General features: G+C 70.6%; 17 protein-coding genes. 8 read left to right on the plus strand and 9 right to left on the minus strand.

Annotated features, from left to right (window positions below):
- Positions 1–183 precede the first annotated feature (183 nt).
- From ABZ862_RS05410 to ABZ862_RS05420, 3 genes are all read left to right on the plus strand, one after another.
- Positions 184–1,509 (plus strand): PhoH family protein, encoded by a 1,326-nt coding sequence (locus tag ABZ862_RS05410; RefSeq protein ID WP_360952567.1) that lies wholly within the window; start codon positions 184–186, stop codon positions 1,507–1,509.
- A gap of 468 nt (positions 1,510–1,977) precedes the next feature.
- The gene (locus ABZ862_RS05415) at positions 1,978–2,682 is read left to right on the plus strand and encodes a transglycosylase SLT domain-containing protein (RefSeq protein WP_360952570.1); all 705 of its coding nucleotides are present in this window, start codon (positions 1,978–1,980) and stop codon (positions 2,680–2,682) included.
- 207 nt (positions 2,683–2,889) lie between these two features.
- Positions 2,890–4,491: an AI-2E family transporter gene (locus ABZ862_RS05420; protein ID WP_360952573.1), complete on the plus strand. Its 1,602-nt coding sequence runs from the start codon at positions 2,890–2,892 to the stop codon at positions 4,489–4,491.
- On the opposite strand, the gene ABZ862_RS05425 is transcribed toward ABZ862_RS05420, so the two are convergent.
- On the minus strand, positions 4,488–5,147 hold the full coding sequence (locus tag ABZ862_RS05425; RefSeq protein ID WP_360952576.1) for a carboxymuconolactone decarboxylase family protein: 660 nt from the start codon (positions 5,145–5,147) through the stop codon (positions 4,488–4,490). The genes ABZ862_RS05420 and ABZ862_RS05425 overlap by 4 nt on opposite strands.
- Positions 5,148–5,390: 243 nt before the next feature.
- On the opposite strand from ABZ862_RS05425, the gene ABZ862_RS05430 reads away from it, so the two are divergent.
- From ABZ862_RS05430 to ABZ862_RS05440, 3 genes are all read left to right on the plus strand, one after another.
- The gene (locus ABZ862_RS05430; RefSeq protein ID WP_360952579.1) at positions 5,391–6,341 is read left to right on the plus strand and encodes a MarR family transcriptional regulator; all 951 of its coding nucleotides are present in this window, start codon (positions 5,391–5,393) and stop codon (positions 6,339–6,341) included.
- A gap of 35 nt (positions 6,342–6,376) precedes the next feature.
- Positions 6,377–6,763, plus strand: coding sequence for a roadblock/LC7 domain-containing protein (locus ABZ862_RS05435; protein ID WP_360952582.1), 387 nt, complete (start codon positions 6,377–6,379; stop codon positions 6,761–6,763).
- A gap of 151 nt (positions 6,764–6,914) precedes the next feature.
- Positions 6,915–7,328, plus strand: coding sequence for a hypothetical protein (locus ABZ862_RS05440; RefSeq protein ID WP_360952585.1), 414 nt, complete (start codon positions 6,915–6,917; stop codon positions 7,326–7,328).
- A gap of 71 nt (positions 7,329–7,399) precedes the next feature.
- Here ABZ862_RS05440 and ABZ862_RS05445 read toward each other — a convergent pair whose 3' ends face one another.
- The 3 genes from ABZ862_RS05445 to ABZ862_RS05455 form a co-directional block, all read right to left on the minus strand.
- Positions 7,400–9,703, minus strand: coding sequence for an FtsX-like permease family protein (locus ABZ862_RS05445; protein ID WP_360952588.1), 2,304 nt, complete (start codon positions 9,701–9,703; stop codon positions 7,400–7,402).
- A 131-nt stretch (positions 9,704–9,834) separates the two neighbouring features.
- Entirely contained in the window at positions 9,835–10,563 is a 729-nt protein-coding gene (locus tag ABZ862_RS05450; protein ID WP_360952591.1) for an ABC transporter ATP-binding protein, read from the minus strand.
- The gene (locus ABZ862_RS05455; RefSeq protein WP_360952594.1) at positions 10,560–11,084 is read right to left on the minus strand and encodes a PadR family transcriptional regulator; all 525 of its coding nucleotides are present in this window, start codon (positions 11,082–11,084) and stop codon (positions 10,560–10,562) included. The genes ABZ862_RS05450 and ABZ862_RS05455 overlap by 4 nt, the downstream gene beginning before the upstream one ends.
- 346 nt (positions 11,085–11,430) lie before the next feature.
- Here ABZ862_RS05455 and ABZ862_RS05460 point away from each other — a divergent pair, with 346 nt between their 5' ends.
- Positions 11,431–13,884: a transglycosylase domain-containing protein gene (locus tag ABZ862_RS05460; RefSeq protein ID WP_360952597.1), complete on the plus strand. Its 2,454-nt coding sequence runs from the start codon at positions 11,431–11,433 to the stop codon at positions 13,882–13,884.
- A gap of 70 nt (positions 13,885–13,954) precedes the next feature.
- Here the strand turns inward: ABZ862_RS05460 and ABZ862_RS05465 are convergent, their stop codons facing one another.
- The 3 genes from ABZ862_RS05465 to ABZ862_RS05475 form a co-directional block, all read right to left on the minus strand.
- The gene (locus ABZ862_RS05465) at positions 13,955–16,069 is read right to left on the minus strand and encodes a SpoIIE family protein phosphatase (protein WP_360952600.1); all 2,115 of its coding nucleotides are present in this window, start codon (positions 16,067–16,069) and stop codon (positions 13,955–13,957) included.
- Positions 16,070–16,411: 342 nt separating this feature from the next.
- Positions 16,412–17,098, minus strand: a complete 687-nt coding sequence (locus ABZ862_RS05470; RefSeq protein ID WP_360952603.1) for a DUF402 domain-containing protein — start codon at positions 17,096–17,098, stop codon at positions 16,412–16,414.
- Positions 17,099–17,182: 84 nt separating this feature from the next.
- Positions 17,183–18,574 carry a class II fumarate hydratase gene (locus tag ABZ862_RS05475; RefSeq protein ID WP_360952606.1) on the minus strand — a complete coding sequence of 464 codons (1,392 nt, stop codon included), beginning with the start codon at positions 18,572–18,574 and terminating at the stop codon, positions 17,183–17,185.
- A gap of 256 nt (positions 18,575–18,830) precedes the next feature.
- On the opposite strand from ABZ862_RS05475, the gene ABZ862_RS05480 reads away from it, so the two are divergent.
- The gene (locus ABZ862_RS05480) at positions 18,831–20,399 is read left to right on the plus strand and encodes a recombinase family protein (RefSeq protein ID WP_360952609.1); all 1,569 of its coding nucleotides are present in this window, start codon (positions 18,831–18,833) and stop codon (positions 20,397–20,399) included.
- Between the two features lie 123 nt (positions 20,400–20,522).
- Here ABZ862_RS05480 and ABZ862_RS05485 read toward each other — a convergent pair whose 3' ends face one another.
- Positions 20,523–21,362: an IS5 family transposase gene (locus ABZ862_RS05485; RefSeq protein ID WP_360952612.1), complete on the minus strand. Its 840-nt coding sequence runs from the start codon at positions 21,360–21,362 to the stop codon at positions 20,523–20,525.
- A gap of 1,068 nt (positions 21,363–22,430) precedes the next feature.
- Entirely contained in the window at positions 22,431–22,877 is a 447-nt protein-coding gene (locus ABZ862_RS05490) for a hypothetical protein (RefSeq protein ID WP_360952615.1), read from the minus strand.
- Between the last annotated feature and the right edge of the window lie 359 nt (positions 22,878–23,236).

Consider the following 23,236-nt stretch of genomic DNA (forward strand, 5'->3'; position numbering starts at 1 on the left):
GAATCTCAGCGGGCGGCACGGGGCCGTCCGCCCGGGAGGCCCTTTGCACCAGCCCGACCGTGCGACGACTGCACGGAAACAGCCGCGGAGGGCCGGTCCGCGGCCCTTCGCTCGCGAGGGCCGCCGACCGGTCCAGCTCCATCTCGTCGCTCCCCGACCTCATCCGAGGGGGTACGTCCTTCCGTGGTGACCAGCACAAAGCGTCACAAGCCCGACCGACGCACTTACGTTCTCGACACCAGCGTCCTGCTGGCCGACCCGAACGCCCTGACCCGCTTCGAGGAACACGAGGTCGTGCTCCCGATCGTGGTGGTCACGGAACTGGAGGCCAAGCGGCATCATCCCGAACTCGGTTACTTCGCCCGGCAGGCCCTGCGTCTGCTCGACGACTACCGGGTGCGGTACGGCCGGCTGGACGCCCCCATCCCGATCGGGGAACTCGGCGGAACCCTCCGTGTCGAGCTGAACCACTCGGACCCCAGTGTGCTGCCGAGCGGCTACCGCCTGGGGGACAACGACTCCCGGATCCTCGCGGTGGCCCGCAATCTGCAGGCCGAGGGGTTCGACGTCACCGTGGTGTCGAAGGACCTCCCGCTCAGGATCAAGGCGTCGTCCGTGGGCCTCCTCGCCGAGGAGTACCGGGCCGAACTCGCCATCACGGACTCCTCCGGCTGGACCGGGATGTCCGAACTGACCCTCCCCGGCGAACAGGTGGACATCCTCTTCGAGGAGGGACACGTGTATGTGCCGGAGGCCGCCGACCTCCCCGTGCACACGGGCCTGACCATCCAGTCCGAACGCGGCAAGGCACTCGGCCGGGTGGCGCCGGACGGCAACGTCCGGCTGGTCCGCGGCGACCGCGAGGCGTTCGGCATCAAGGGGCGCAGCGCCGAACAGCGCATCGCGCTCGACCTGCTGCTCGACCCGGACATCGGGATCGTCTCCATGGGCGGCCGGGCCGGCACCGGCAAGTCGGCGCTGGCGCTGTGCGCGGGCCTCGAGGCGGTCCTGGAGCGCCGTCAGCACCAGAAGGTGATGGTCTTCCGTCCGCTGTACGCGGTGGGCGGCCAGGAGCTCGGCTACCTGCCCGGCTCCGAGGCGGAGAAGATGAGCCCCTGGGCGCAGGCGGTCTTCGACACGCTCTCGGCGGTCACCAGCCGCGAGGTCATAGAAGAGGTCACCGCGCGCGGAATGCTGGAGGTCCTCCCGCTCACCCATATCCGGGGCCGTTCCCTGCACGACGCGTTCGTCATCGTCGACGAGGCCCAGTCACTCGAACGGAATGTCCTGCTGACCGTTCTGTCCCGGATCGGTTCGAATTCCCGGGTCGTTCTGACCCACGATGTCGCACAGAGGGACAATCTGCGGGTCGGACGGTACGACGGTGTGGTCGCCGTCGTGGAGAAACTGAAGGGGCATCCGCTCTTCGCCCATATGACCCTCACCAGGTCCGAGAGGTCCCAGATCGCCGCACTTGTGACCGAAATGCTCGAAGAGGGCCACATCTGACGGAAACGGAAACAGGAACGAAAGCGGAAGCGTTGGTGACGGCGGTGGCGTCGAATACGCGATCCGCGGTCGGATGAGCGGCAGTTGGCGCCGCCCCGCAAAGGCCGAGAGCCTAGCGGGGCGGCGCTCGCGTCTGTAGCCGTTTCTTGGAATCCCGTGAGCCAAACGGGGTGTGAGCTTTCACACGCAACTCAGAATTGCCTTGCGATGGAGTGTTACGGCAGAGTCTCAATCCTGTCAGGCCCCGCATACGGCACAGTCGTACCCCCAGCGGTACGGCGCCTCAGTAGCTTCACAGCCAACTTCACAGCGACGCCGTATGCCGCCCGAGTTACACGCGGCGCTCCCCGCAAGGGAGTTGCCCACGGGCCCGTGCCTCCCGTGACCAGGTAGTGGGGAGGCCAGCGTCAAGGGCACGATTGCGTCCGCCAGGGTCACCGAAGCGGGCGATGCTGGAAGGAAACCCGTGTGAGCCGGATTTCGGTCCGGGGATTCGCCGTGGCATCCGCCACCGCGGTCACCGCTGTCGGAAGCGTCGTCGGAGTTGCCTCGGGCAGCGTCGCGCAGAACAACGACGCCGAGTCGACGGCCGCCGACACCACGCTCCTCGCCGACATACCGGCGGGTCAGCAGGCCCAGGTCCAGACCGCGACCGCGTCCCTGACGCAGCAGGCCGACGCCCAGGCGATCGCCGCGGACGCCAGCGCCAAGAAGGATGCCGAGGCCACCGCCCGCAAGGCTGCCGCCGAGGCGGCCGTCGCCAAGAAGGCGGACGCGGAGAAGGCGGCCAAGGAAGCCAAGGAGCGCGCCGAGGCCAAGGCGGCGGCCAGCCGCGACTCGGCCCGTGCCGACGCCTCCAGCTTCGCCGTGCAGAGCTCCTACACGGTCGCGCAGATCCAGGCGATGGCGCGTCAGATGGTGGCGAGCGGCCAGTTCCAGTGCTTCAGCAACATCGTGGACCACGAGTCCAGCTGGAACTACCACGCCGTCAACGCGTCGTCCGGCGCCTACGGTCTCTTCCAGGCACTGCCCGGCTCCAAGATGTCGTCCGCCGGCTCCGACTGGCAGACCAACCCGGCCACCCAGATCAAGTGGGGCCTCAACTACATGAACAGCCGCTACGGCAGCCCGTGCCAGGCGTGGTCGTTCTGGCAGGCGAACCACTGGTACTAGGCCCGCCGGTCCCGCCAGGGCCGCCGGTACCGGACCCGCGCGGCTGACGGCCGCCGACTCAACCTTCGAGAGCCCCTCCCCGTCCTACGGGGAGGGGCTCTTCGCCCTGTACGGTCGGACGCGACGGCTCCCTGGGAGTAATGGTGCGTAACGGGGGGAGTAGTGGTGCGCGACGGGGGACGACAGGACAGGGGTAGAGGACGGATCATGTCACGAGTGCCTGAGTGGCTCGGACGGCTCGGCGCCGGACTGACCGAGATGAGTGAGCGGCTCGACGAACGCCGGGACCGGATGGAGAAGGAATCCGGCGAGGCCGGGCCCGCGGCACCCGGACAGGAGCCGGGTCCGAGACCGAGACCGGAGCGGTCGGCCGCCGATCAGCCGGGCGGCGGGCCATCGGCCACGGATCCGCCGGCCGGCGACACGCTTGCCGACTCGTCCGCCGACACGCTTGCCGGCTCGCCCGCCGGCTTGTCCGCCGACGGCGTGCCGGAACGCGAACCGGCCGCCACCCGCAACGGCACCGCGGCCACGGCCGGAACCGGTGCCGCGACCGGCGTCGCCGTCTCCGGCCTCGTACAGCCGGCCCCCCAGCGCAGGGAACACGCGCTCGCGTCCGCCCAGGCCCCGGCCCTCGCCCCCGTCGTCCATGTCGTCCGCCCCGATCCCGCGCACGCCGTGCCCTGGGGTGTCCGGGTCGCCGCCGAGGCGGGCTGGCGGCTGCTGGTGCTGGCCGGGACGGTGTGGGTGCTGATGCGGGTCATCAGCGCCGTGCAGCTGGTCGTGCTGGCCTTCGCGGCCGCGATGCTGATCACCGCGCTGCTACAGCCGACGGTGGCACGTCTGACGCGGCGCGGGGTGCCGCGCGGGGTTGCCACCGCCCTGACGGCGATCCTGGGCTTCGTCGTCATGGGGCTGATCGGGTGGTTCGTGACCTGGCAGGTCATGGAGAACATCGACAACCTGTCCAACCAGGTCCAGTCCGGTATCGACGACCTGCGCCGCTGGCTGCTGAACAGCCCGTTCCACGTCACCAACAAGCAGATCAACGGAATAGCGAAGAATCTGCGCGAAGCCGTCGGCGCCAACACCGACCAGATCACCTCGGCGGGCCTGGAGGGCGTCCAGGTCGTCGTGGAGGCCCTGACCGGCATCCTGCTGACCGTCTTCTCGACGCTCTTCCTCCTCTACGACGGCCGGCGCATCTGGGAGTGGTCGCTGAAGCTGGTCCCGGCCGAGGCACGGCCCGCGCTCGCCGGAGCGGGCCCGCGCGCCTGGCGGACGCTGACCGCGTACGTCCGGGGCACGGTCCTCGTCGCCCTGATCGACGCCGTCTTCATCGGCCTCGGCATCTACTTCCTCGACGTCCCGATGGCCGTGCCGCTGGCCGTGTTCATCTTCCTGTTCTCCTTCATCCCGCTGGTCGGAGCGGTCGCGTCCGGCACGCTGGCGGTGATCGTCGCGCTGGTGACCCAGGGCGTGTTCACGGCGGTGATGACCCTGGCCGTGGTGCTCGCCGTGCAGCAGATCGAGGGCCACATCCTCCAGCCGTTCATCCTCGGCCGCGCGGTACGGGTCCACCCGCTCGCGGTGGTCCTGTCGGTGGCGGCGGGCGGCATGGTCGCCGGGATCGGCGGCGCCGTGGTCGCGGTCCCGCTGGTGGCGGTCACCAACACGGTGGTCGGCTATCTGCGCTCCTACACCCAGGACGAGGCCGTGCGCGCCGCGGAACTGGACGAGGAGGCCCCGGAACTCGAACCGGCACCGTCCACGACGGGCCCCGGAGCAGCCCCCCGGACACCTGCCTAGCCCCCCGGCACAGCCTCCGCCCCGGGGACCGCCTCCGCCCCCGTCTCTGCCTCGGGCACTGTCCTCGTCCCGGGCAGCGCCTCCAGCACCGTCTCCGCCTCCAGTGTCACCGCGAGCGCCGTCACCAGCGAGGCGATCCGGAAGGTCTCCTGGACCACCTCCCGCTCGACGCCCGCGGCGCGCAGCGCCCGCTCGTGGGCGTCGAGGCACGCCCCGCAGGCGTTGACGGCCGACACCGCGAGCGACCACAGCTCCTGGTCGGTCCTCCCGACCCCCGGGGGCTGCCGGACGCCGAGGACATCCCTGCGCAGGCCCGTGCGCAGCGTGCCGTAGGCGGGGTCGGAGAGGAGGTGGCGGGTGCGGAAGAAGACGTTGTTCACCGCCATCGTCGCCGCCACCGACCTGGCCGCCGTGTACGCCTCGGGGGTGAGGCGCGCCCGTGCCTCCCGCCCGACCTCCCGCAGGACGACGGCCGAGCGTGCGGCGATCGCGGTGACCAGCAGCGTGCCCCACAGCTGCTGCGGCGACAGCCGCGAGCCGTCCGGTACCGACGCCAGGCTCCGTCTCAGGTCGCCGGCATGGGCGGGCAGCCGGGCCGCGAGGGCGCCCAGGGCACCCAGGGCGTCCAAGGGGCCGGGAACGTCATCGTGAGGCATCGGGTCACTGTCCCACACGGTGTCGCTCCCCCGTGTCCCCCTCGTCCCCCACGACTTTCGAAAACGTTCAAATGACTGTCTGACAAAGCAAGCGGGCGGGGCGGAGTTCTTCCCTTCCCGCCCTCGTTCCGTCAGGTCCGGGCAGCTCGGAAGAGTCCGGCCGTCCCGGGCGGCCCGGCTGATACACCTTGCCCCCTCAGCGCTATGCGTCAGGCATATGTGTGAAAAGCGCCAAGGGGAGTGATGTCGGGCCAATGGGAGGGCGTCCGGGATGCGCTGGGCCGGGTCGGGTTCGAGGTGCTGGCGCAGGCGCTGACGGCCTGCGGCCGGGACGGCTACACCGGCGACCTGCGGGTGTCGGGCTCACCCGGCGGTACGTTCCGGCTGCGCGGCGGTCTCGTCGTCGCCGCGGAGACCCCCGGCGCCCCCGGCCCGGAGACGCTGCTGCTGCGGTCCGGCCGGGTCACCGGCGAGCAGTGGGCCGAACTCGTACGGGAGTCCGGCGGTGCGCGCTGGCCGGCCGCGGCACTGATCGCCCACGGCTACGCCGGTGCCGCACAGCTCAGGGTGGTCTGCGTGATGGCGTTGCAGGACGCCGCGTTCGCCGTCACCGCAGGTCAGGTCGACGCATGCCGTCGCGTCGGCACGGGTGACCCGGGTGACGCGGCCTTCGCTCCCGTCGCCGTGGGGGAGGGGCCGCTCCGGCTGCTCCAGGACGCGGCCCGCCGGCTCGCCGCGCTGGCCTCGCTGCCGTACCCCGTGCACCCCGACCGCGAGCGGCCCGTGCCCGGTGTGCCGCCCCGGCACCCCACCGCTCTCCAGGCCGAGCTGCTGCACCACGCCGACGGCCGCCGTACCGCCCGTGACCTGGCCTTCCGGTGCGGGCGCGGGGTCTACACGGTCACCGTGGAAGTCGGCCGGATGCTCGCCGAGGGCCTGCTGGAGTGCACCGCCGCACCGGTGCCGATACCCGTGCGGGTGGCGCCCGAAGGTTCCCCTCTGCAGCGGCGCGCACCGGCACCGCCCCCACCTCCACCTCCACCCCCGTCCCCGTCGCCCGGGCCGGTCCCTGTCCCGCTCTCCCTGCCCCGCCGTACCCCCGGCGCCAGCGGCATCGCCGATGCCCTCGCCCCGGAGAAGAACGGGCCCGGCTGGCGCGGCTTCTTCCGGCTGCGGAACGGCACCCCTCGATGACGTACACCAGCAAAGACAGCTAGGGAGTCGCCCTCATGGACCACCAAGCCCTCGCGCGCGAGATGCGCGGGCTGCGCGAGCAGGTCACCGGAATCACCGACACCGCGATCGCCGCCTGCGACGGACTGCTCATCGCCGCCGACACCGGCGACTCGATCGACCCCGAGGGCCTCGCGGCACTCGCCGCGGCGGGACTCGGGCTCGCCCGCCGCACCGCCCACGCGACCGCGCGCGGCGCGCTGCGGCAGACGGTGACGTACGGCAGCCACGGCTGCGCGGCGTTCTACGCGGTGGGCGACACCGCGCTGATGGTCGTGCTCGGCGACGAGGGGATGGACATGGACCGGCTGCACCGGGCCACCCTGCCCACCCTCGACCGCATCGGCTCGATCCTCCTGGCGAAGGCCCCCGAGGGCGTCTGAGCCCCCTGCCGGACCCCGGCCCCCCGCCGGACCCTGCCCCCCGATCCCGGCACCCCGCCGGACCCCGCAGATCCGCCGGCACCGCGCACAACCGCACCCATCCGCCGACACCGCACACATCCGAGGCACGACAGGAATGGTGACGAAACGCATGACCACGGGATTCTCCGACCAGGTGATGAGCCTGGTGAAATCGCTGCGCACCGACGCGCCCGACTGCGTCGCGGCCGGCGTGGTCGACATGGCCACCGGGATGCTGCTGTCGTACGAGACGGTCGACAACCACCCGCCGGAGGTCCTCGACCTCCTCGCCGGGGCCACCCTGGACCTGTTCCAGGGCCGTACGGTCGTGATGATCGAGGACGTCTTCAAGGAGCGGCGCGGGCTCGCCGGCGACAACCACTTCTTCCAGGAGATCCTCGTCAACAGCGACAACCTCACTCACCTGTTCGTGAGGATGACGGAGCAGCAGGACGTCGTCGCCGTCGTGGTCTGCCGCAAGTCGGTGAACGTCGGGATGCTGTTCGCGCAGGTCCGGCGGGTCGTCAAGGAGCACACCCTGTGACAGACGGCGGGGTGGCCCCTCCCCGGGAGGGAGGGGCCACCCCGCCGTGCCGCCGCCGTGCCGGGATGCCGCTACTCCGTGCGCAGCCCGTCCGGCCGTACCAGCCGCAGCAGCGGCGGCAGACTGAGCAGCGTCACCACGAGGACGACGCCCGCCCCGATCCCGGCCATCGCCGCCACGCTCGCCCAGTCCACGGTCACCGCCGTGGCGGTCATCTTCAGCAGGACCGTGCCCAGCGCGAGCCCCACCGCCGACGCCAGCAGCAGACCCAGCGCGATGGGGACCGCCGTCTGCCACAGCACCGACAGTCCGAGCGTGCGGCGCCGGGTGCCGAACGCGACCAGCGACGACAGCAGCTTCCGGCGTTCCCGCAGCTGCTCCAGCTGCGAGACCAGCAGGCTCGCCCCGATCAGCGCCAGGACGCAGGCCGCGCCGACGAACAGGCCGGTGCGGATCGAGGTGAACTTCACGTCCTCGGTGCTCGACGTCCAGGTCGACACGGAGACCAGCGGAGAGATGCCGGCCGCCGTGTTGCGCACCCGCTCCAGGGTGTCCGGCACCGACCGGTCGACGGACAGGTACAAGGTCTCGACGATCGCTCCCTCGGCGGCCCGCGGCAGCGCGCCCCGCGTCATCAGCACACCCTGCCGCTGCCAGCCGGTGGGGTCCTCGGCCGCGGTCACCCGGCGCAGTGTCCCCGGCACCGTCCAGGTCGCGTCGCTGCCCGGCTGGTCGTCGCCGTAGGACGGGTCGAGGTAGACGGTGCGGCCGGGGGAGGCCAGACGGGCGTCGCCGGGCGGGGTGTCGCGGATGAGGAACATGTCGCCGTCGTGGCAGGACGGCAGCTTCGCCACCTCGCGCAGGTCGACGCAGCTGCCGACGGTGAGCGGAAGGAAGTTCTCCGGGTCGGTGCGGCGGTCGGCCAGGGTGCCGCCGCCCAGCGAGATGACCCGGCTCACGCCCCTGGTGGCGTCGAACTTCGCGGTGGCCGCGACCGACGAGGCGCGCGTGGTGTCTCTGTGCAGGTCCACCTGCAACTGCGCCCGGGTCAGGTCGTTCGCGGACTCCTTGGTGTACTCGTGCTCCACCCCGGCGAACAGCATCTGGAGGGCGATCGCCCCGGCGACGGCCACCGCGATGCCGTTGACCATCCGGGCCGCCGTACCGCTGCTCAACTGAAGCCTGCGTACGGCAAGTTGCCAGGCGACCCCGCCCGATCCGAGCCGGGCGACCACCGATTCGACGACCCACGGCAGCAGTGCCGTCACGCCGACGAGCAGCAGGACGACCCCGCCGGTGACCAGGTACTGGTTGAAGTCGCCGTTCGCGTGGCCCTTGCCGACCATCGGGTAGAGCAGCGCGAGTCCGCCCAGCGGCAGCAGCAGCCGCCACCACAGCCGGCGCCGCGCGGGCCGCGCCGTACGGACCACGCCCAGCGGCTCGATGACCACCCCGCGCAGCGCGAACAGCGTGACCAGCACGGCCGCCGCCGGTACCGCGACCGCGACGAGCAGGGCGAGCAGCGGGGAGGGGTTGAGATAGCTGGGGAACACGCTGATCCCCAGCACCTCCGCCCGGCCCGCGAGTTGGCGGCCGATCAGGAAGAAGCCGGTGCCCAGCACCAGCCCGGCCAGGGCGCCCGCGAGGGCCTCGCCCGCCGCGATCCGCCGGGTCATGGCGCTGTCCGAACCGACCAGCCGCAGCGCGGCCAGCCTGCGGTCGCGCCGCTCCCCGCCGAACCGTACGGCCGTGGCGATGAACACGGCGACCGGCATCAGCAGCACCACGAACACCACCAGGGCCAGCAGCAGCAGGACCGGGTCGGTCCGCTCGGTCGTCGGAGCCGGATCGCCGAAGCGGTCGATACGGGCCACCTCCGGCGGCGAGATCCTGGCCGCGAGGTCCGCCGAGCCCGCGTAGTAGGCCAGTTCGTGCGAGCCGATCAGTCCGCTCTCCCCGATGGTGCCCGTCACCCGGTACGGCAGCCGCTCGCGCAGCAGCTTCCCCCCGTCGGAGGCGAGCAGGTCCTTCAGCGCGGGGGAGACCAGCATGTCGCCCGCCGCCGGGTACGCCGTCAGCCCCGGCGGCAGCGGTGCCCGCGCCCCCTCGGGCTGCACGATCCGGCCGCGGACGTCCTTGCCGTGGTACGTGGTGTCGGTGTCGGCGACCACCAGGGTGTCGTCGGCCCGGGGCATGGTGGTGCGGGTGTAGGTGTAGTCGAGCCGGGCCTCTTCGCGGTCGTGACGGGCCACCAGGATGTTCGGCACCGCCGTGGTCAGCAGCAGCAGCGCCACGCCGAGGCCCACACCGACCGCCGTGAGCGTGACCCGTATCCAGCTCTCCCGCCCGCCGGTGACGGCGAACCGGACCCCCATCCCCAGGTCCCGGCCCCACTGCCGGAGCCGCGACGGCGGCCGCGGGGACGCCGGGGACGTCGGGGACGGCGGGGACGGCGGTGGTGTGGCGGGTGTCGGGGACGGCGGCGGCGTCGGGGGTGTCGGGGTGCTCATACGATCCGCTCCATGTCCCGCGACCGTCCGTCCCGTACGACGATCTCGCGGTCGGAATAGGCCGCCACCCGTGCCTCGTGCGTGACCAGCACGACGGCCGCGTTGGCCGAGCGGGCCGCCTCGGTGAGCAGCTCCATCACCCGCTCGCCGTTGAGCGAGTCGAGCGCGCCGGTCGGCTCGTCGGCGAAGATCACCCGGGGCGAGGTGACCAGCGAGCGCGCCACCGCGACCCGCTGCCCCTGGCCGCCGGACACCTCACCGGGCCGCTTGCCCGCGACGTCGTCGACCTCCAGCCGTGCCATCCACTCCCGCGCGGTCCGCTCGGCGGACTTGCGGGGCGCACCGTTCAGCCGCAGCGGCAGGGCCACGTTCTCGGCGCAGGTCAGCTCGGGCACCAGCTGGCCGAACTGGAACACGAACCCGAACTCCGAGCGGCGCAGGGCGCTGCGCTCGGCGTCGTTCATCACGGCCATCTCCCGGCCGCCGTAGCGGATCGACCCGGAGTCGGGGGTGACGATCCCGGCGAGGCAGTGCAGCAGGGTCGACTTGCCGGAGCCGGAGGGGCCCATCACGGCGACCACCTCGCCGGGGTGGATGGAGAACCCGGCGCCGTCGAGGGCGAGGGTCGGCCCGTAGGCCTTGCGCAGCTCCTCGGCGACCAGCAGGGAACCGGCCGGCGCGGCGGGCACGGACGCGGACTCGGAGGCGGTGGCGGACGTGTTCATGACGTCACCGCCGTGGCGAGCCGGTCCAGGCGTGCGGCGGTCAGTTCCAGCCATCGCAGATCGGCCTCCAGATGGAAGAGGGCGTGGTCGCAGATCAGCTGGTCGGCCAGATCGCCCTTGCGCTTGCGTTCGGTGAGGACGCGCATCATCCGCAGATGCTCGGAACGCTGGGTGTCGAGGATGTCGGCCGCGTCACGGTGCGTGAGCAGCGCCAGCACGACCTTGGTGTAGAGGGTCGACTGGAGGTACGGCTCCGGCTTCTCCGGCGTGGCGAGCCACCGCCGGACGTCCGTGACGCCGGCCTCGGTGATCGCGTACCGCTTGCGCTCGGGACCGTCGCCGGGCTCGATGCCGTCGACCTCGACGAGCCCGTTCCTCAGCAGGCGGGACATCGTCGAGTAGACCTGGCCGTAGTGGAGCGGCCGGTCGTGACCGAACTTCTCGTCGAAGGCCCGCTTCAGGTCGTAGCCGTGCCGGGGGCCGGACTCCAGGAGTCCCAGAAGTGTGTGACCGATGGACATGCCCGCACTGTACACACGGTGTATACGCCTGATGTATACACCGAGTGTCTAGATCGCGGGCGATGGGCCGGACCGCGCAGGTGGCGGCCGATTGTCACAGTTCCGCTACACGGGTGTCGAGGCCCGCTTCCCGGCCGTTCTCTGTTCCGGCGGCCACACTTCGCCCCCGCGTGGCAACCTCCGGACCCTCTGGCACGTCGGTTCTGTCGGGGGCGGGTGCTGAGTGTCACGTGTCCGGAAGACCGGATCACGGGGCCTTTGCCGTGGAGAGCGGTGTTAGCTTTCAGAGCTGACCTGAGCCGATGGCCCGATTGTCGGACGAGAACGAAGCGGAGCGGACGCAGCCATGGGACGAGCGGAAGAGAGACGAGCGCGGCAGCACGGTGGCCGCCGCGCGGCGCCCACGCGCTCGTCCGAGACGCCGACCGCCACCGGACCGGCGGGACCGGCCGGAACTCCGGGACCGTCCGGGCCCGAGGGGACGTCCGCGCCCCCGTCCGGAGGGCGCGCCGCGGCCCGCAGGGCGGCGCAGGGCCGGGGCGGCAGGGGCGGTGGCGGTGGCCGGGGCACCGGCGGTGGCGGTGGCAAGGGGGGCGACGGCCGTTCCTTCATACGCCGGATGTTCACCTGGAAGAAGATCCTCGGCACGTTCCTCGGCGCCTGCCTGCTCGGCATCGCCGGCTTCATCGTGATGTACATGATGATCGACATCCCGGCGGGCAACGCGGCGGCCAAGCTGCAGAGCAATGTCTTCAAGTACAGCGACGGCTCGGTCCTCGCCCGCCAGGGCCAGGTCAACCGTGAGGAGGTCGACCTCTCCAAGGTGCCCAAGAAGGTGCAGCTCACCTTCGTGGCCGCGGAGAACAAGTCCTTCTACAAGGACAACGGCGTCGACCTCAGGGGCACCGCCCGCGGTCTGCTCAACACGCTGTCCGGCAAGGGCGCGCAGGGCGGCTCGACGATCACCCAGCAGTACGTCAAGAACTACTACCTCACCCAGAACCAGACCGTCACGCGCAAGCTGAAGGAACTGGTCATCTCGCTGAAGCTGGACCGGGAGAAGTCGAAGGACTACATCCTCGCCGGCTACATCAACACCAGCTACTACGGCCGCGGCGCCTACGGGATCCAGGCCGCCGCCCAGGCGTACTACGGCGTCGACGCCCAGAAACTCAGCGTCCAGCAGGGCGCCTACCTCGCCGCGCTGCTCCAGGCGCCCAGCCAGTACGACTGGGCCGTCGCCACCGACACCGGCAAGAAGCTCGTGCAGGCCCGCTGGAACTACGTCCTCGACAACATGGTCAAGGAGAACTGGCTGGACGCCGGCAAGCGCGCCGAGATGAAGTTCCCGGTGCCCAAGGCGCCCAAGGCCGCGCCCGGCCTCAGCGGTCAGACCGGCTACATCGTGGACGCCGCCAAGCTCGCCCTCGAGAAGCGGCTCGTCGCGCAGGGCACCGTGTCCACCCTCAGCGACGCGGAGGCGATGGTCCGCGCCGGCGGCTGGACCATCACCGTCAACATCGACAAGAAGAAGGAAGCGGCGCTGGAGAAGGCCGTCAAGGACCAGCTGACCGGCAAGCTGGACGGCAAGAAGCGCACGGTCGACAAGAACGTCCAGGCCGGTGCCGTCTCCGTCGACCCGAAGACCGGCAAGGTCGTCGCCCTGTACGGCGGCGTCGACTACCTGAAGCACTACACGAGCAACGCGACCCGCCGTGACTACCAGGTCGCCTCCACCTTCAAACCGGTCATCCTGGCGGCCGCCCTCGCCGAGGGCTCCAAGACCCAGGACGGCAAGGCGATCGACGCCAACACGATGTACGACGGCACCAGCGGGCGCCAGGTCGTGGACGACGGCACCAAGGTCGGCTTCGGCCCGCCGAACGAGGACGACCAGAACTACGGCGACATCACCGTGCAGACCGCGATGAACAAGTCCGTCAACTCGGTCTTCGCGCAGATGGGTGTCGACGTCGGCATGAAGGACGTCATCGACACGGCCGGCAAGCTCGGCATGGACACCACCGGCCTCCAGGCGGTGCCCGCGCAGACCCTGGGCTCCATGGGCGCGAGCCCGATGGAGATGGCCGGCATCTACGCCACCTTCGACAACCACGGCAAGAAGGTCACCCCGGCGCTCGTCGCGAAGGCCGAGCACAAGGACCACCCGGTCACCTTCCCGGACCCGGTCGGCGACGAGGTGATCAGCCGGGAGGCCGCCGACACGGTGACCTCGGTGCTCACCGGCGTGGTCGACGACGGTACGGCCCGCACGTCGGTGGCGCAGAACCCGGCCCGCAACGGCCAGCAGGTCGCGGGCAAGACCGGTACCTCCGACAACAACAAGTCGGCCTGGTTCACCGGCTACACCCCGGACCTGGTGACCTCGGTCGGCCTGTTCGGCGAGGACAGCAAGAGCTTCGCCCATGTGAGTCTCAAGGGCGCCACGGGGCTCATCCCGGGCACCGGCCGTATCAACGGTGGTGGCTACCCGGCGCAGATCTGGGCGGCGTACACCTTCGGCGTGACGACGAAGTCCAAGTTCGACCTGGAGACCACCCAGGGCGCCGCCGTCCAGCCGTCGGACACCCCGTCGGCCACCGAGTCGGCCAGTGAGAGCCCGTCCGAGACGCCGTCCCAGACGCCGACCTCCGAGGCCCCCACCTCCGAGGCGCCGTCGGAGACACCCTCCCAGACCCCGTCGGAGACACCCTCCCAGACCCCGACGACCAGACCGCCCACCCAGACCCCGACCACGGGTGCCGCGACCGACCAGCCGCTGACCCAGAACCAGCCCTGAGGGGTCTGAGGGAAAGAAAGGGGAGGGGCGCCCGACCGGGCGCCCCTCCCCTTCTTCCTTCCGCCGCTCCCTACGAGCGGTTCAGCTCGAACCAGACGACCTTCCCCGTGCTCAGCCGGGTCGCGCCCCAGCGGCGGGCCAGGCGGTTGACCAGGTACAGGCCCCGGCCGCCCTCGTCGGTGGCGCGGGCCTGCCGCAGCCGGGGGAGCTGCGGTACGTCGTCGCCCACCTCGCAGCGCAGCACGTCGGTACGCAACAGCCGCAGCGTGACCGGCCGGGACGCGTACCGCACGGCGTTGGTGACGACCTCGCTGACCAGCAGCTCGACCGAGTCGCTCAGCTCCTCCAGGCCCCAGCGGGACAGGGCGCGCCGGGCCAGCCGGCGGGCCCGGCCGGGGGCCGCGTCCTCCGGTTCCAGGAACCAGTACGCCACGTCGCTCGGCGCGATCCCGTCGAAGCGGGCGGCGAGCAGCGCGATGTCGTCGTCCCGGTCGCCCGGGCCGAGCATGTCGAGCACCTCGTCGCACAGGGCTTCCAGCGGCGGCGGATGGTCGGGGCCGGTGAGCTGCGCGGTCGCGGCGAGCCGCTCGCGCAGCTGCTCGATGCCGGTCCACACGTCACGCAGCCGGGACTCGACGAGCCCGTCCGTGTAGAGGAGCAGGGTGGCCCCGGCGGGCGCGTCCAGCTCCACCGCCTCGAAGTCCACGCCGCCCACGCCGATGGGCGCCCCGGGCGGCACCCGCAGCACCTCGGCCCGGCCGCCCAGATGCAGCAGGACGGGCGGCGGATGACCGGCGTTGGCGATGGTGATGCGGTGCGAGACCGGGTCGTAGACCGCGTACAGGCAGGTCGCCATGCGGTCGCTGCCGAGCCGCTGGGCCTGCTCGTCGAGGTGGTGCAGCACCTCCTGCGGCGGCAGGTCGAGCCCGGCCAGGGTCTGCGCCGTGGTGCGCAGCTGGCCCATGATCGCGGCCGAGGTCATGGAGTGGCCCATGACGTCGCCGACGACCAGCGCGACCCGGCTGCCGGGCAGCGGGATGGCGTCGTACCAGTCGCCGCCCACCCGGGCCGTCTCGGCGGCCGGCAGATAGCGCGAGGCCAGCCGTACCCCGGTGGGGCGCGGCAGATGCTCGGGGAGCATGGTGCGTTGCAGCTCGTCGGCGATGTACGCCTCCCGGCCGTAGAGCACCGCCTTGTCGATGCCGAGGGCGCTGTGGGTGGCGAGCTGCGCGGCGACCAGCAGGTCGTCCGCCTCGAAGACGTGCCGTTCGGGGCGGCGCAGGAACACCGCGGCGCCGATCACCCGGCGCCGGCCGCGCAGCGGGGCGAGGATCGCGCGCTGGCCGGCCGGCACGATCAGCTCGCCGTCGTCGCCGAGCAGCTCGGGCAGGGCGGCGCGGGCGGCGGGCGTGTCGGCGAACACCGGGCGTACTCCGCGCAGCACCTCGGCGAGGGCGCCACCGGGCCGTACCTCGCACAGCTCGGCGGCGACGGCGGACATCGCCGACATCTCCGACAGCTCGGGCTCCGGCTGGAGCACCGGGCCGAAACCGCCGTCGGTGTCCCTCTCCTCGGGGATCCGGTCGGTGCGCCGCAGCCGCAGCACGACGGGCCCGGTGGGCCGCTCGTCGCCGACCGGCAGCGGGTCGCGCAGATAGACGAGGATCGCGTCGGAGAAGGTCGGCACGGTCGCCCGGCACAGCCCCATCACGATCTCGTCGAGGTCTATGCCGCGGGCGATCCGCCGGGTGGCGGCGCCCACGAAGCGCAGCCGGTCGCCGTCGCGGCGCATCGGCATGGGCCGTCCCGGCGCCACTCCGAGGCCGGAACGGCGCTCGGCGGCGCCGGGCCGCGGCTCGTCGCCCGGCTGGGCCGGAATGCCCTCGGTGACGGGCCGGGGGCGGTGGGTGCCGTCCTCGGTCGCCGACGGCTGGGTGTGCTCGGGGCCGGTGCCGGAGGTCATGGGCGTGCCCGGGGGCGCGGTCTCCTTCTCCTGGGCGCAGGCCGCGGCCGTGGCCGGACCTGCTGCGGGTGTGTCACCGGTGCGGTCCTGCACCGGTAAAGCGGTGGGCGCCGTGGCGGCGGTGGAGGCCGGGGACGCGGGCGCACGCAGCAGTGCCCCGCGGGGGTCCGAGGGGTCGGCTCCCGCCTGGGGGTGCTCGAAGGAGATCGGCTGCTCCGTCACGCCTGTCGAATCCGTCCCTCGGGGGCCGCGCACCGTACGCGCGTATCGTCCCGCCGACATGCCGGTACCCGCAATACATGCCCTACGAACGGAACACCCGCGGTTGCGGAAACCGCTCCGGAGCCCCCGGCGACCCCGGTGGGGTCCGTGCCGGAGTTCCCCTCGTACCCCTCGCTCACGTCCTGCCGCCCCTCGATGACGTATGGGATGACGTTAGATCAGACTCGCCGCGCGCTTCGGAGTTGCCCTCGGACCTGCCCCCGGAGTCGCCCCCGGGGGTGTCTCCGCGCGCCCTTGCGGAGGACGATCCTACGTTTCCCGGCCAGGGGCGCATCAAGGGTCTCATGAGGACACGTGCGCAGGCGTACGGTCCCAGTCCTCCGGCAGTGACGGTACCTCCCAGGACGGATCCGGGCGCCAGTCCTGCCAGCCCTCGGAGAACGGCGGCCCCCAGGCGCGGATCACCTCCACCGCCGCGAGGCCCGCTTCCCGGACCCGGTCCGCGAGGCGCGCGTCCATCAGTCCGTCCCGCTGGGCCTGTGCGAACTCGTCCTCGTCGTGCCACTGCCAACTGCCGTCGGGCCGTACGGAGATGTCCAGGAAGTGGTCCTCGGAGTCCACCCCGCCGGGCCACCGGACCAGCGGTTCCTCGAGGTTGACGTACCAGTTCTTGAACCGCCAGTCCGGTTCCCAGAACAGCCACACCGACCAGGGCTCACCGGGCCGCGCCAGCTTCAGCACGCCGGTCCCGGCCCACCGGTCGCGCCGTACGACCCGCGGTCTGGTGTACCGCGACTCCAGCGGCTCGGCGTGCAGCGGGGTGCCGTCGGCCAGCACGGGCCGTACGCACTCGGTGCCGGGCGCCATCCAGGCGGCCAGCACCTCGGAGTCGTCCCGTACGACGGTGACGGGCCGCGCGATGTGGACGCGGGCGCCGGAGTTCTCCCGGTACCGCCACAGGATCTGCGTCCCGGGCGCCCAGTACGCCGCCGGACCTGCCACGTCTCTCACCGCTCCGCCCTCTGCCATGACCAGATATTAGGTGCCTGAGGCATGCGACGCGGGGGAATCCCGGGACGGTTCACACGACAGGGGTGCCGGGTGCGCGATCCGTCACGGACGCGTCATCCGCAGGACATCCAGCGCCCGGTCGAGCTGCTCGACCGTCAGCGCGCCGCGTTCCACGTAGCCGCGCTCCAGGACCACCTGACGGATCGTCTTCTCCTCGGCGAGCGCCTTCTTGGCGACCTCGGCGGCCTCCTCGTACCCGATGTACCGGTTGAGGGGGGTGACGACGGAGGCGGACGACTCGGCGTACTCGAGGGCCCGTTCCCGCCGGGCGGTGATCCCGTCGACGGTGCGGTCGGCGAGCAGCCGGGCCGAGTTGGCGAGCAGCCGGACGGACTCCAGCACGTTCTTCGCGATGACCGGGAGCATGGCGTTGAGTTCGAAGTTCCCGGCGGCACCGGCGGTGGTGATCGTCACGTCGTTGCCGATGACCTGGGCGGCGACCATGAGCACGGCCTCCGGTACGACCGGGTTGACCTTGCCCGGCATGATGGACGACCCCGGCTGGAGATCGGGGAGGACGATCTCGGCGAGCCCGGTGCGCGGCCCGGAGGCCATCCACCGCAGATCGTTGGCGATCTTCGTCAGCCCCACCGCGACGGTCTTCAGCTGCCCGCTGACCTCGACGACGGCGTCCCGGGCCCCCTGCGCCTCGAAATGATCGCGGGCCTCGGTGAACGGCAGCCCCGTCACCCGGGCGACCTCCTCGATGACGGCGGCGGCGAACCCGGGCGGGGTGTTGATCCCGGTCCCGACGGCCGTCCCCCCGAGCGGCAGCTCGGCGAGCCGGGGCAGGGCGGCACGCAGCCGCTCGACGCCGTGGCGCATCTGGGCGGCGTACCCGCCGAACTCCTGCCCGAGGGTCACGGGCGTGGCGTCCATGAGATGGGTGCGCCCGGACTTCACGACATCCGAGAACTCGGCGCTCTTCCGCTCCAGGGCGACGGCGAGACGCTCCAGTGCGGGAACGAGGTCGTGGACGACGGCCGAGACGGCGGCGATGTGGATCGAGGCCGGGAAGACGTCGTTGGACGACTGCGACGCGTTGACGTGATCGTTGGGATGGACGTCCCGCCCGAGCCGTTCCGACGCGAGGGTGGCGATGACCTCGTTCGCGTTCATGTGGGACGAGGTCCCGGAGCCGGTCTGGAACACGTCGACGGGGAAGTGCTCGTCCCACCCGCCGGAGGCGACGTCCTCGGCGGCCTCCCGGACGGCCCGGGCGACGTCCTCGTCGATCACGCCCAGCCGGGCGTTGACCTCGGCGGCGGCCGCCTTGACACGGGCGAGGGCCTCGATGTGCGCCCGCTCGATGCGCTGCCCGGAGACCGGGAAGTTCTCGACGGCCCGCTGGGTCTGGGCCCGCCACTTGGCCCAGGAGGGCACGTTCACGTCGCCCATCGAATCCCGCTCGACCCGAAACCCGTCAGCGCCCACGGCGGACCACCTCCGAAAGGATCAGCACACCGTCCCTCCGGGCTATTCCGCTCCTCGAGCCCCTCCGGGAAGCCCCGGGAAGTCCTTCCCGGGGCTTCCCCTCTGAGGGAGTTCGCGGAGAAGAGGAGCGGGGGCCCGGGGCCCGGTGGGCAGCGCCCCCGGACCGGGATCGACGTGAACATCGGCCGGGGCGTGGGATTCTGGAAGAAGTCGTTCGATTTATGTAGTTCGCGGGAATAAACCGTACTATGGAGGCATGGTCAAGCGCCCGAGGGTTCTGGGAACCGTTCGCCTCTCCATTCTCAAGGACGACACCACCAGTCCCGAGAAGCAGAAGCACGCGGTCGAGCACTGGACTTCGGGGCCAGCAGTAGACGGCCGCATAGTTGGCTTCGCCGAGGACCTGGACGTGTCCGGTGCGATGCACCCCTTCAAGCGGCCCGGTCTCGGTCCGTGGTTCTCGGAGCGGGCGGACGACTGGGATGTGCTGGCCGTCTGGAAGCTGGACCGGCTGAGCCGCAAAGCTGGTCACTTCGCCGAGGTCTTCGAGTGGTGCCAGAAGCACGGGAAGACCATCGTGTCCGTGACCGAGGGCATTGACATGAGCACCCCTATGGGGAAGATGTTCGCGCAGATCATCGCGGCCTTCGCCGAGGGCGAGCTGGACACCATCCGAGCGCGTGCGCTCTCGGGCTCTCAGGCCCGCAAGGCAAAGGGAGTGTGGATCGGGGGAGTCGAGCCGTTCGGATACCACTTCGAGCGGCAGGAGGGCGGCGGGAAGAAGCTCGCCCAAGACCCCACCTACGCGGCTCTGTTCCAAGAGATCGTCGAGCGTCTCAAGGGCGATTGGTCGAGCTACAAGATCGCGGTGGATCTGAACAAGCGGGGAGTGCCCACCTGGAGGGATCATCTGCGCATCGTGAAGGGCGAAGAACCGCGGGGCATCGACTGGACGAGCAACGCCGTGCGGGTCGTCGTCATGAACCCCACGGTGGCCGGCATCTATACGTACAAGGGCGAGAACGTCGTCGACGAGAACGGCGAGCACGTCCGCATCACGGACCGACCGCTCATGGAGTACGCCGAGTGGGCGGAGCTGGTCGCATCACTCAAGAGCGACCGGCCTGTCCGGCGGACCACGCCTTCACGCTCGATGCTCGGGGGTGTGGCCGTGTGTCTGGGGTGCGGCTCTCGGATGTCGTCCAACAAGAAGACGAAGCCGACCGGCCGAGTGCACCACTACTACGGGTGTAACGCCGTCAACACGGGCACTTGCCCGAACCCCGGGCGCATCCGTAGGGACGACCTTGACCAAGCGGTGGGCGTCTTCGTGAACACCGTGCTCGGGTCGTTGCCCGTCACGGAGCGTGCGGGGAACGCGATCTCTCAGATGAAGGTGGAACTCACCAACGCCGAAGGGACCCTCGATCGCCTGGAAGCCGACTACCTCGCTGGCCGCTTCAAGACTGATGTTCAGGTCGAGCGGTACTGGGGGCAGCACGGGTTCCAGTCCGCGAAGGTCGAGAGGCTGCGGGCAGAGATCAAAGCCGCCGAGGAGGCCCCCGCGTGGATCACCACGGGGCGCACCTACGCCGAGGAGTGGGCCACGAAGGACGACGAACAGAAGCGGGTGTTCCTGCAGCGTCACGGGATCACCGTTCACGTCGGTCCCACGGAGGATGGCAACCGCCGGGCGGTCGTGAAGATGCCGGAACTGGCGGAGATCGCCGAAGAGATCGGCCTGCACGTTCCCGAGGGGTACCTGTGGGTGGAGCCGGAGGCGGAATATATCCTCCCTCGCCGAATGCCTTATGAGCGGAAATAGCGGCAAGCAGAGAACGGTCCTCGTTGTGTGTAAACGCTTCGGGGGCCGTTCTCATGTCTTGAGTTTCGGGCCGTTTAAACGGTTGCACTGGGCAGCGTTTATTGAGCGTTTGGTCCCGGCAGGTCAGGTGCAGCACCAGTTGGGTGTGGCTTCGTCGGTGAGGCGGCGGGTCATGAGGTCGATCATTGCGAGGTGAATCATGGCTTCGGAGCGGTGCGGGTGGGTTTCGTAGTCACGGGCGAGGCGGCGGTGGTGCATGAGCCGGCCGATGCTGCGTTCGATGGTCCAGCGTCGTGGGATCACTACGAACCCTTGGGTGCCCGGTGGGCGTTGGACGGGCTGGACATCGATGCCGGGGCGGGCGCCGTGGTCGATGGCGGTGGTGCGGTAGCCGGCGTCCACCCAGGCTTTGCGCACGCCCGGACGGGCGGCGGCTGTGCGGGACAGCAGGTGGACTCCGGCCGCGGTGCCGGACACGCTGGCGGCGGTGACCAGGACGGTCAGGAGCAGGCCGAGTGTGTCGCAGCCCAGGTGCCGCTTGCGCCTGATGATGCGCTTGCCGGCATCGGTGCCCTGATCTTTCAGGTGCACGTTGGCGGAGGTCTTGATGCTCTGGGAGTCCGGTACGCAGGCCGAGGGTTCGCCGTCGCGTCCCTCGGCCTCGCGGACCAGGCGCCGGAGCAGCCCGGTGAGCTGCACGAAGATGCCGTCCCGGTCCCACTTGGCGAAGTAGCCGCACACCGTGGCCCACGGGGTGAAGTCGTGCGGGAGGTAGCACCATGGGATCCCGGTGCGGTCCACATACAGGATCGCATTCATGATGTGCCGCAGGTCGTGCTCGGGCGGGCGTCCGATCTCCAGGGCATGTCGGCGTCGCTTGGCACGCCAGGCCGTGAGGGTCGGCTCTGTCAGCTCCCGGTGGGCGTCGGACAGGTCGCTGGGGTAGCTGCCGCGTGGGGTCATGTTTCCGATGTACCGTGCGGCGGCTGGTTCGGCCGGTGTCCAAAAAGCAGCAGTCAGGCGCTTGTCGGGATGAGACAGGAGGAGCCGGGGTGAAACAAGCCTCTGCTTGCACACAGCGGACGGACGCCTCATCGACCCCTCCAGCCTCCGGCCGCCGAGGCGAGAAAACCGTAAGACAGTACCCGAAAACAGGACCAAACGCTCAGTAGTAATGGCTTCATGAGCCGGGACGAAGTCCGGGCCCTGGAGGATCTCCCTCCGCTGCCGAACGGCCAGGGGACCGGGTTCGTGCAGCCGTTGAACATGGCGCCCATCGGGCAACAGACGGCCGCCTGAGCGGCCGCGGAACGGTTGTTGTGCGCCCAGAGAGCGAGGGGGTGCGCCCGTGCCGCGTTTCAGACATCATCCCTGGTGGGGGCGCGAGTAGTGCTCGAATGCTACAAGGGGTGGGCAGTTGTTTAAGTGCCAGCGGTGCAGCAACGTGGCGAGGTCGAAGCCGTACCCGGAGGGGTACTTCTGTAAGCCGTGCATGCGGAAGAGACTCAGGACTCCACTCCGAGGCGGTGCGGCACGCAGTGCGTTGGAGGCGAAAGCGCCTCAGTCGTGGTTGCGTCCAGCCGCCGAGAAGCGGGCGACGGCAACGAAGCCTGTGGGGCCGCTGCCAAAGGTGACGCCCGGATGGTGGGAGATCAACGACCGCTGATAGGCGCGTAGAGACCACAGGCCCCCTGCACCATCCGGTGCGGGGAGTCTTGCTCGTTCTCAGACCCGGTCGGCCGGTACTCCAGCGGACGGCGTGTAAACGCTCCGACGGGGTGGTGTGTGACGCCCTGCCGGGACAACATATGACGGTGTACGACGCGTGTGGCCGCTCGCGACGACGGCCGTACCGAGAGCAAGCTTCAACCATGCCGTGTAGAGACTCAGAGCCTGTGTGACAGCAGCAGAGGCAGTCTCGGCCGTGGACAGCCGAAGGATGTCAGACAGAGCCGCTTCCGTAGCAGCGGACTTCCGAACACTCAAGATCTGACTCACTTCAATTCCCCTTGCTGTCGACGTGGTCGAGCGTCATGCGCACGGCAGCGCGGCTGAGTTCGTCAGCACAGGAGCGGCAGACGCTGCCCTGGCAGCCGAGACGGAACGGGCCTCACAGACTTCGCAGTGAGCCTGCTCAACGGGTCGTGAGGACGCCTGAGCGGCAGCCTGGACGATTCGCTCCGGAGTGAAGCTCTTCAGCCGGTGAGTGATCAGTCCAGGGACCGATTCGACGCGCTCGGGAAGGTTCTGGGTGAGACATCGAAGGATGTCCTCGCTGCGGTAGTCCTCGCGCAGCCACGGCACCACCTTGGGGGCCAGGCGGTCGATGTCTCGGTCGGACAGCGGCAACTTCGTGTGCGGGCTCAACCGCTCCAGGATGCGGCGACCCTCACGGGCCATCTCGCGACTGATCTTGCGAACGAAGGCGTCTTCCCTCTCCCCACCCTTCTCGACGCTCTGAGGGACGACCGGGGCCATGTCCTGAGCCTGATCGGGGGTGGGAGTGGTTGTGTCTTTGCCGTCCGTCTCACTCCCTACGGGAGAACCGCCGACCGCCCGACCGGTCGCCCCCCGACCGTCGGCATGCGGTCACTCGGGGGACCAGCAGTCTCCGGAGCATCCGAGACGGTCGCGATGGTGACCCAACGGCCGGTCTCGGGGTCTTGGAGCTTGGCACGCCGGACATAGCCAGCCTCGACCAGCTCGTTCATTGCGTTGACGACGGAGCGTCGGCCGTTTGGGACCAGAGCCGCAACCTTCTCAACGGTGGCGCCGCTGCCGTCAGGCAGAGAGAAGAGTCTTACCAACAGGCCCACGGCTTTGAGAGAGAGGCGGTC

Origin of the sequence: Streptomyces sp. NPDC047000, from assembly GCF_040644295.1 — a bacterium.
Lineage (GTDB): Bacteria > Actinomycetota > Actinomycetes > Streptomycetales > Streptomycetaceae > Streptomyces.

Coding starts and splice junctions, on each gene's coding strand:
- ABZ862_RS05455 (WP_360952594.1), bottom strand. CDS start 11,084: ATGTCCATCGGTCACACACTTCTGGGACTCCTGGAGTCCGGCCCCCGG.
- ABZ862_RS05485 (WP_360952612.1), bottom strand. CDS start 21,362: ATGACCCCACGCGGCAGCTACCCCAGCGACCTGTCCGACGCCCACCGG.
- ABZ862_RS05450 (WP_360952591.1), bottom strand. CDS start 10,563: ATGAACACGTCCGCCACCGCCTCCGAGTCCGCGTCCGTGCCCGCCGCG.
- ABZ862_RS05440 (WP_360952585.1), top strand. CDS start 6,915: ATGACCACGGGATTCTCCGACCAGGTGATGAGCCTGGTGAAATCGCTG.
- ABZ862_RS05425 (WP_360952576.1), bottom strand. CDS start 5,147: ATGCCTCACGATGACGTTCCCGGCCCCTTGGACGCCCTGGGTGCCCTG.
- ABZ862_RS05480 (WP_360952609.1), top strand. CDS start 18,831: ATGGTCAAGCGCCCGAGGGTTCTGGGAACCGTTCGCCTCTCCATTCTC.
- ABZ862_RS05460 (WP_360952597.1), top strand. CDS start 11,431: ATGGGACGAGCGGAAGAGAGACGAGCGCGGCAGCACGGTGGCCGCCGC.
- ABZ862_RS05420 (WP_360952573.1), top strand. CDS start 2,890: ATGTCACGAGTGCCTGAGTGGCTCGGACGGCTCGGCGCCGGACTGACC.
- ABZ862_RS05490 (WP_360952615.1), bottom strand. CDS start 22,877: ATGGCCCCGGTCGTCCCTCAGAGCGTCGAGAAGGGTGGGGAGAGGGAA.
- ABZ862_RS05445 (WP_360952588.1), bottom strand. CDS start 9,703: ATGGGGGTCCGGTTCGCCGTCACCGGCGGGCGGGAGAGCTGGATACGG.
- ABZ862_RS05435 (WP_360952582.1), top strand. CDS start 6,377: ATGGACCACCAAGCCCTCGCGCGCGAGATGCGCGGGCTGCGCGAGCAG.
- ABZ862_RS05430 (WP_360952579.1), top strand. CDS start 5,391: ATGTCGGGCCAATGGGAGGGCGTCCGGGATGCGCTGGGCCGGGTCGGG.
- ABZ862_RS05470 (WP_360952603.1), bottom strand. CDS start 17,098: ATGGCAGAGGGCGGAGCGGTGAGAGACGTGGCAGGTCCGGCGGCGTAC.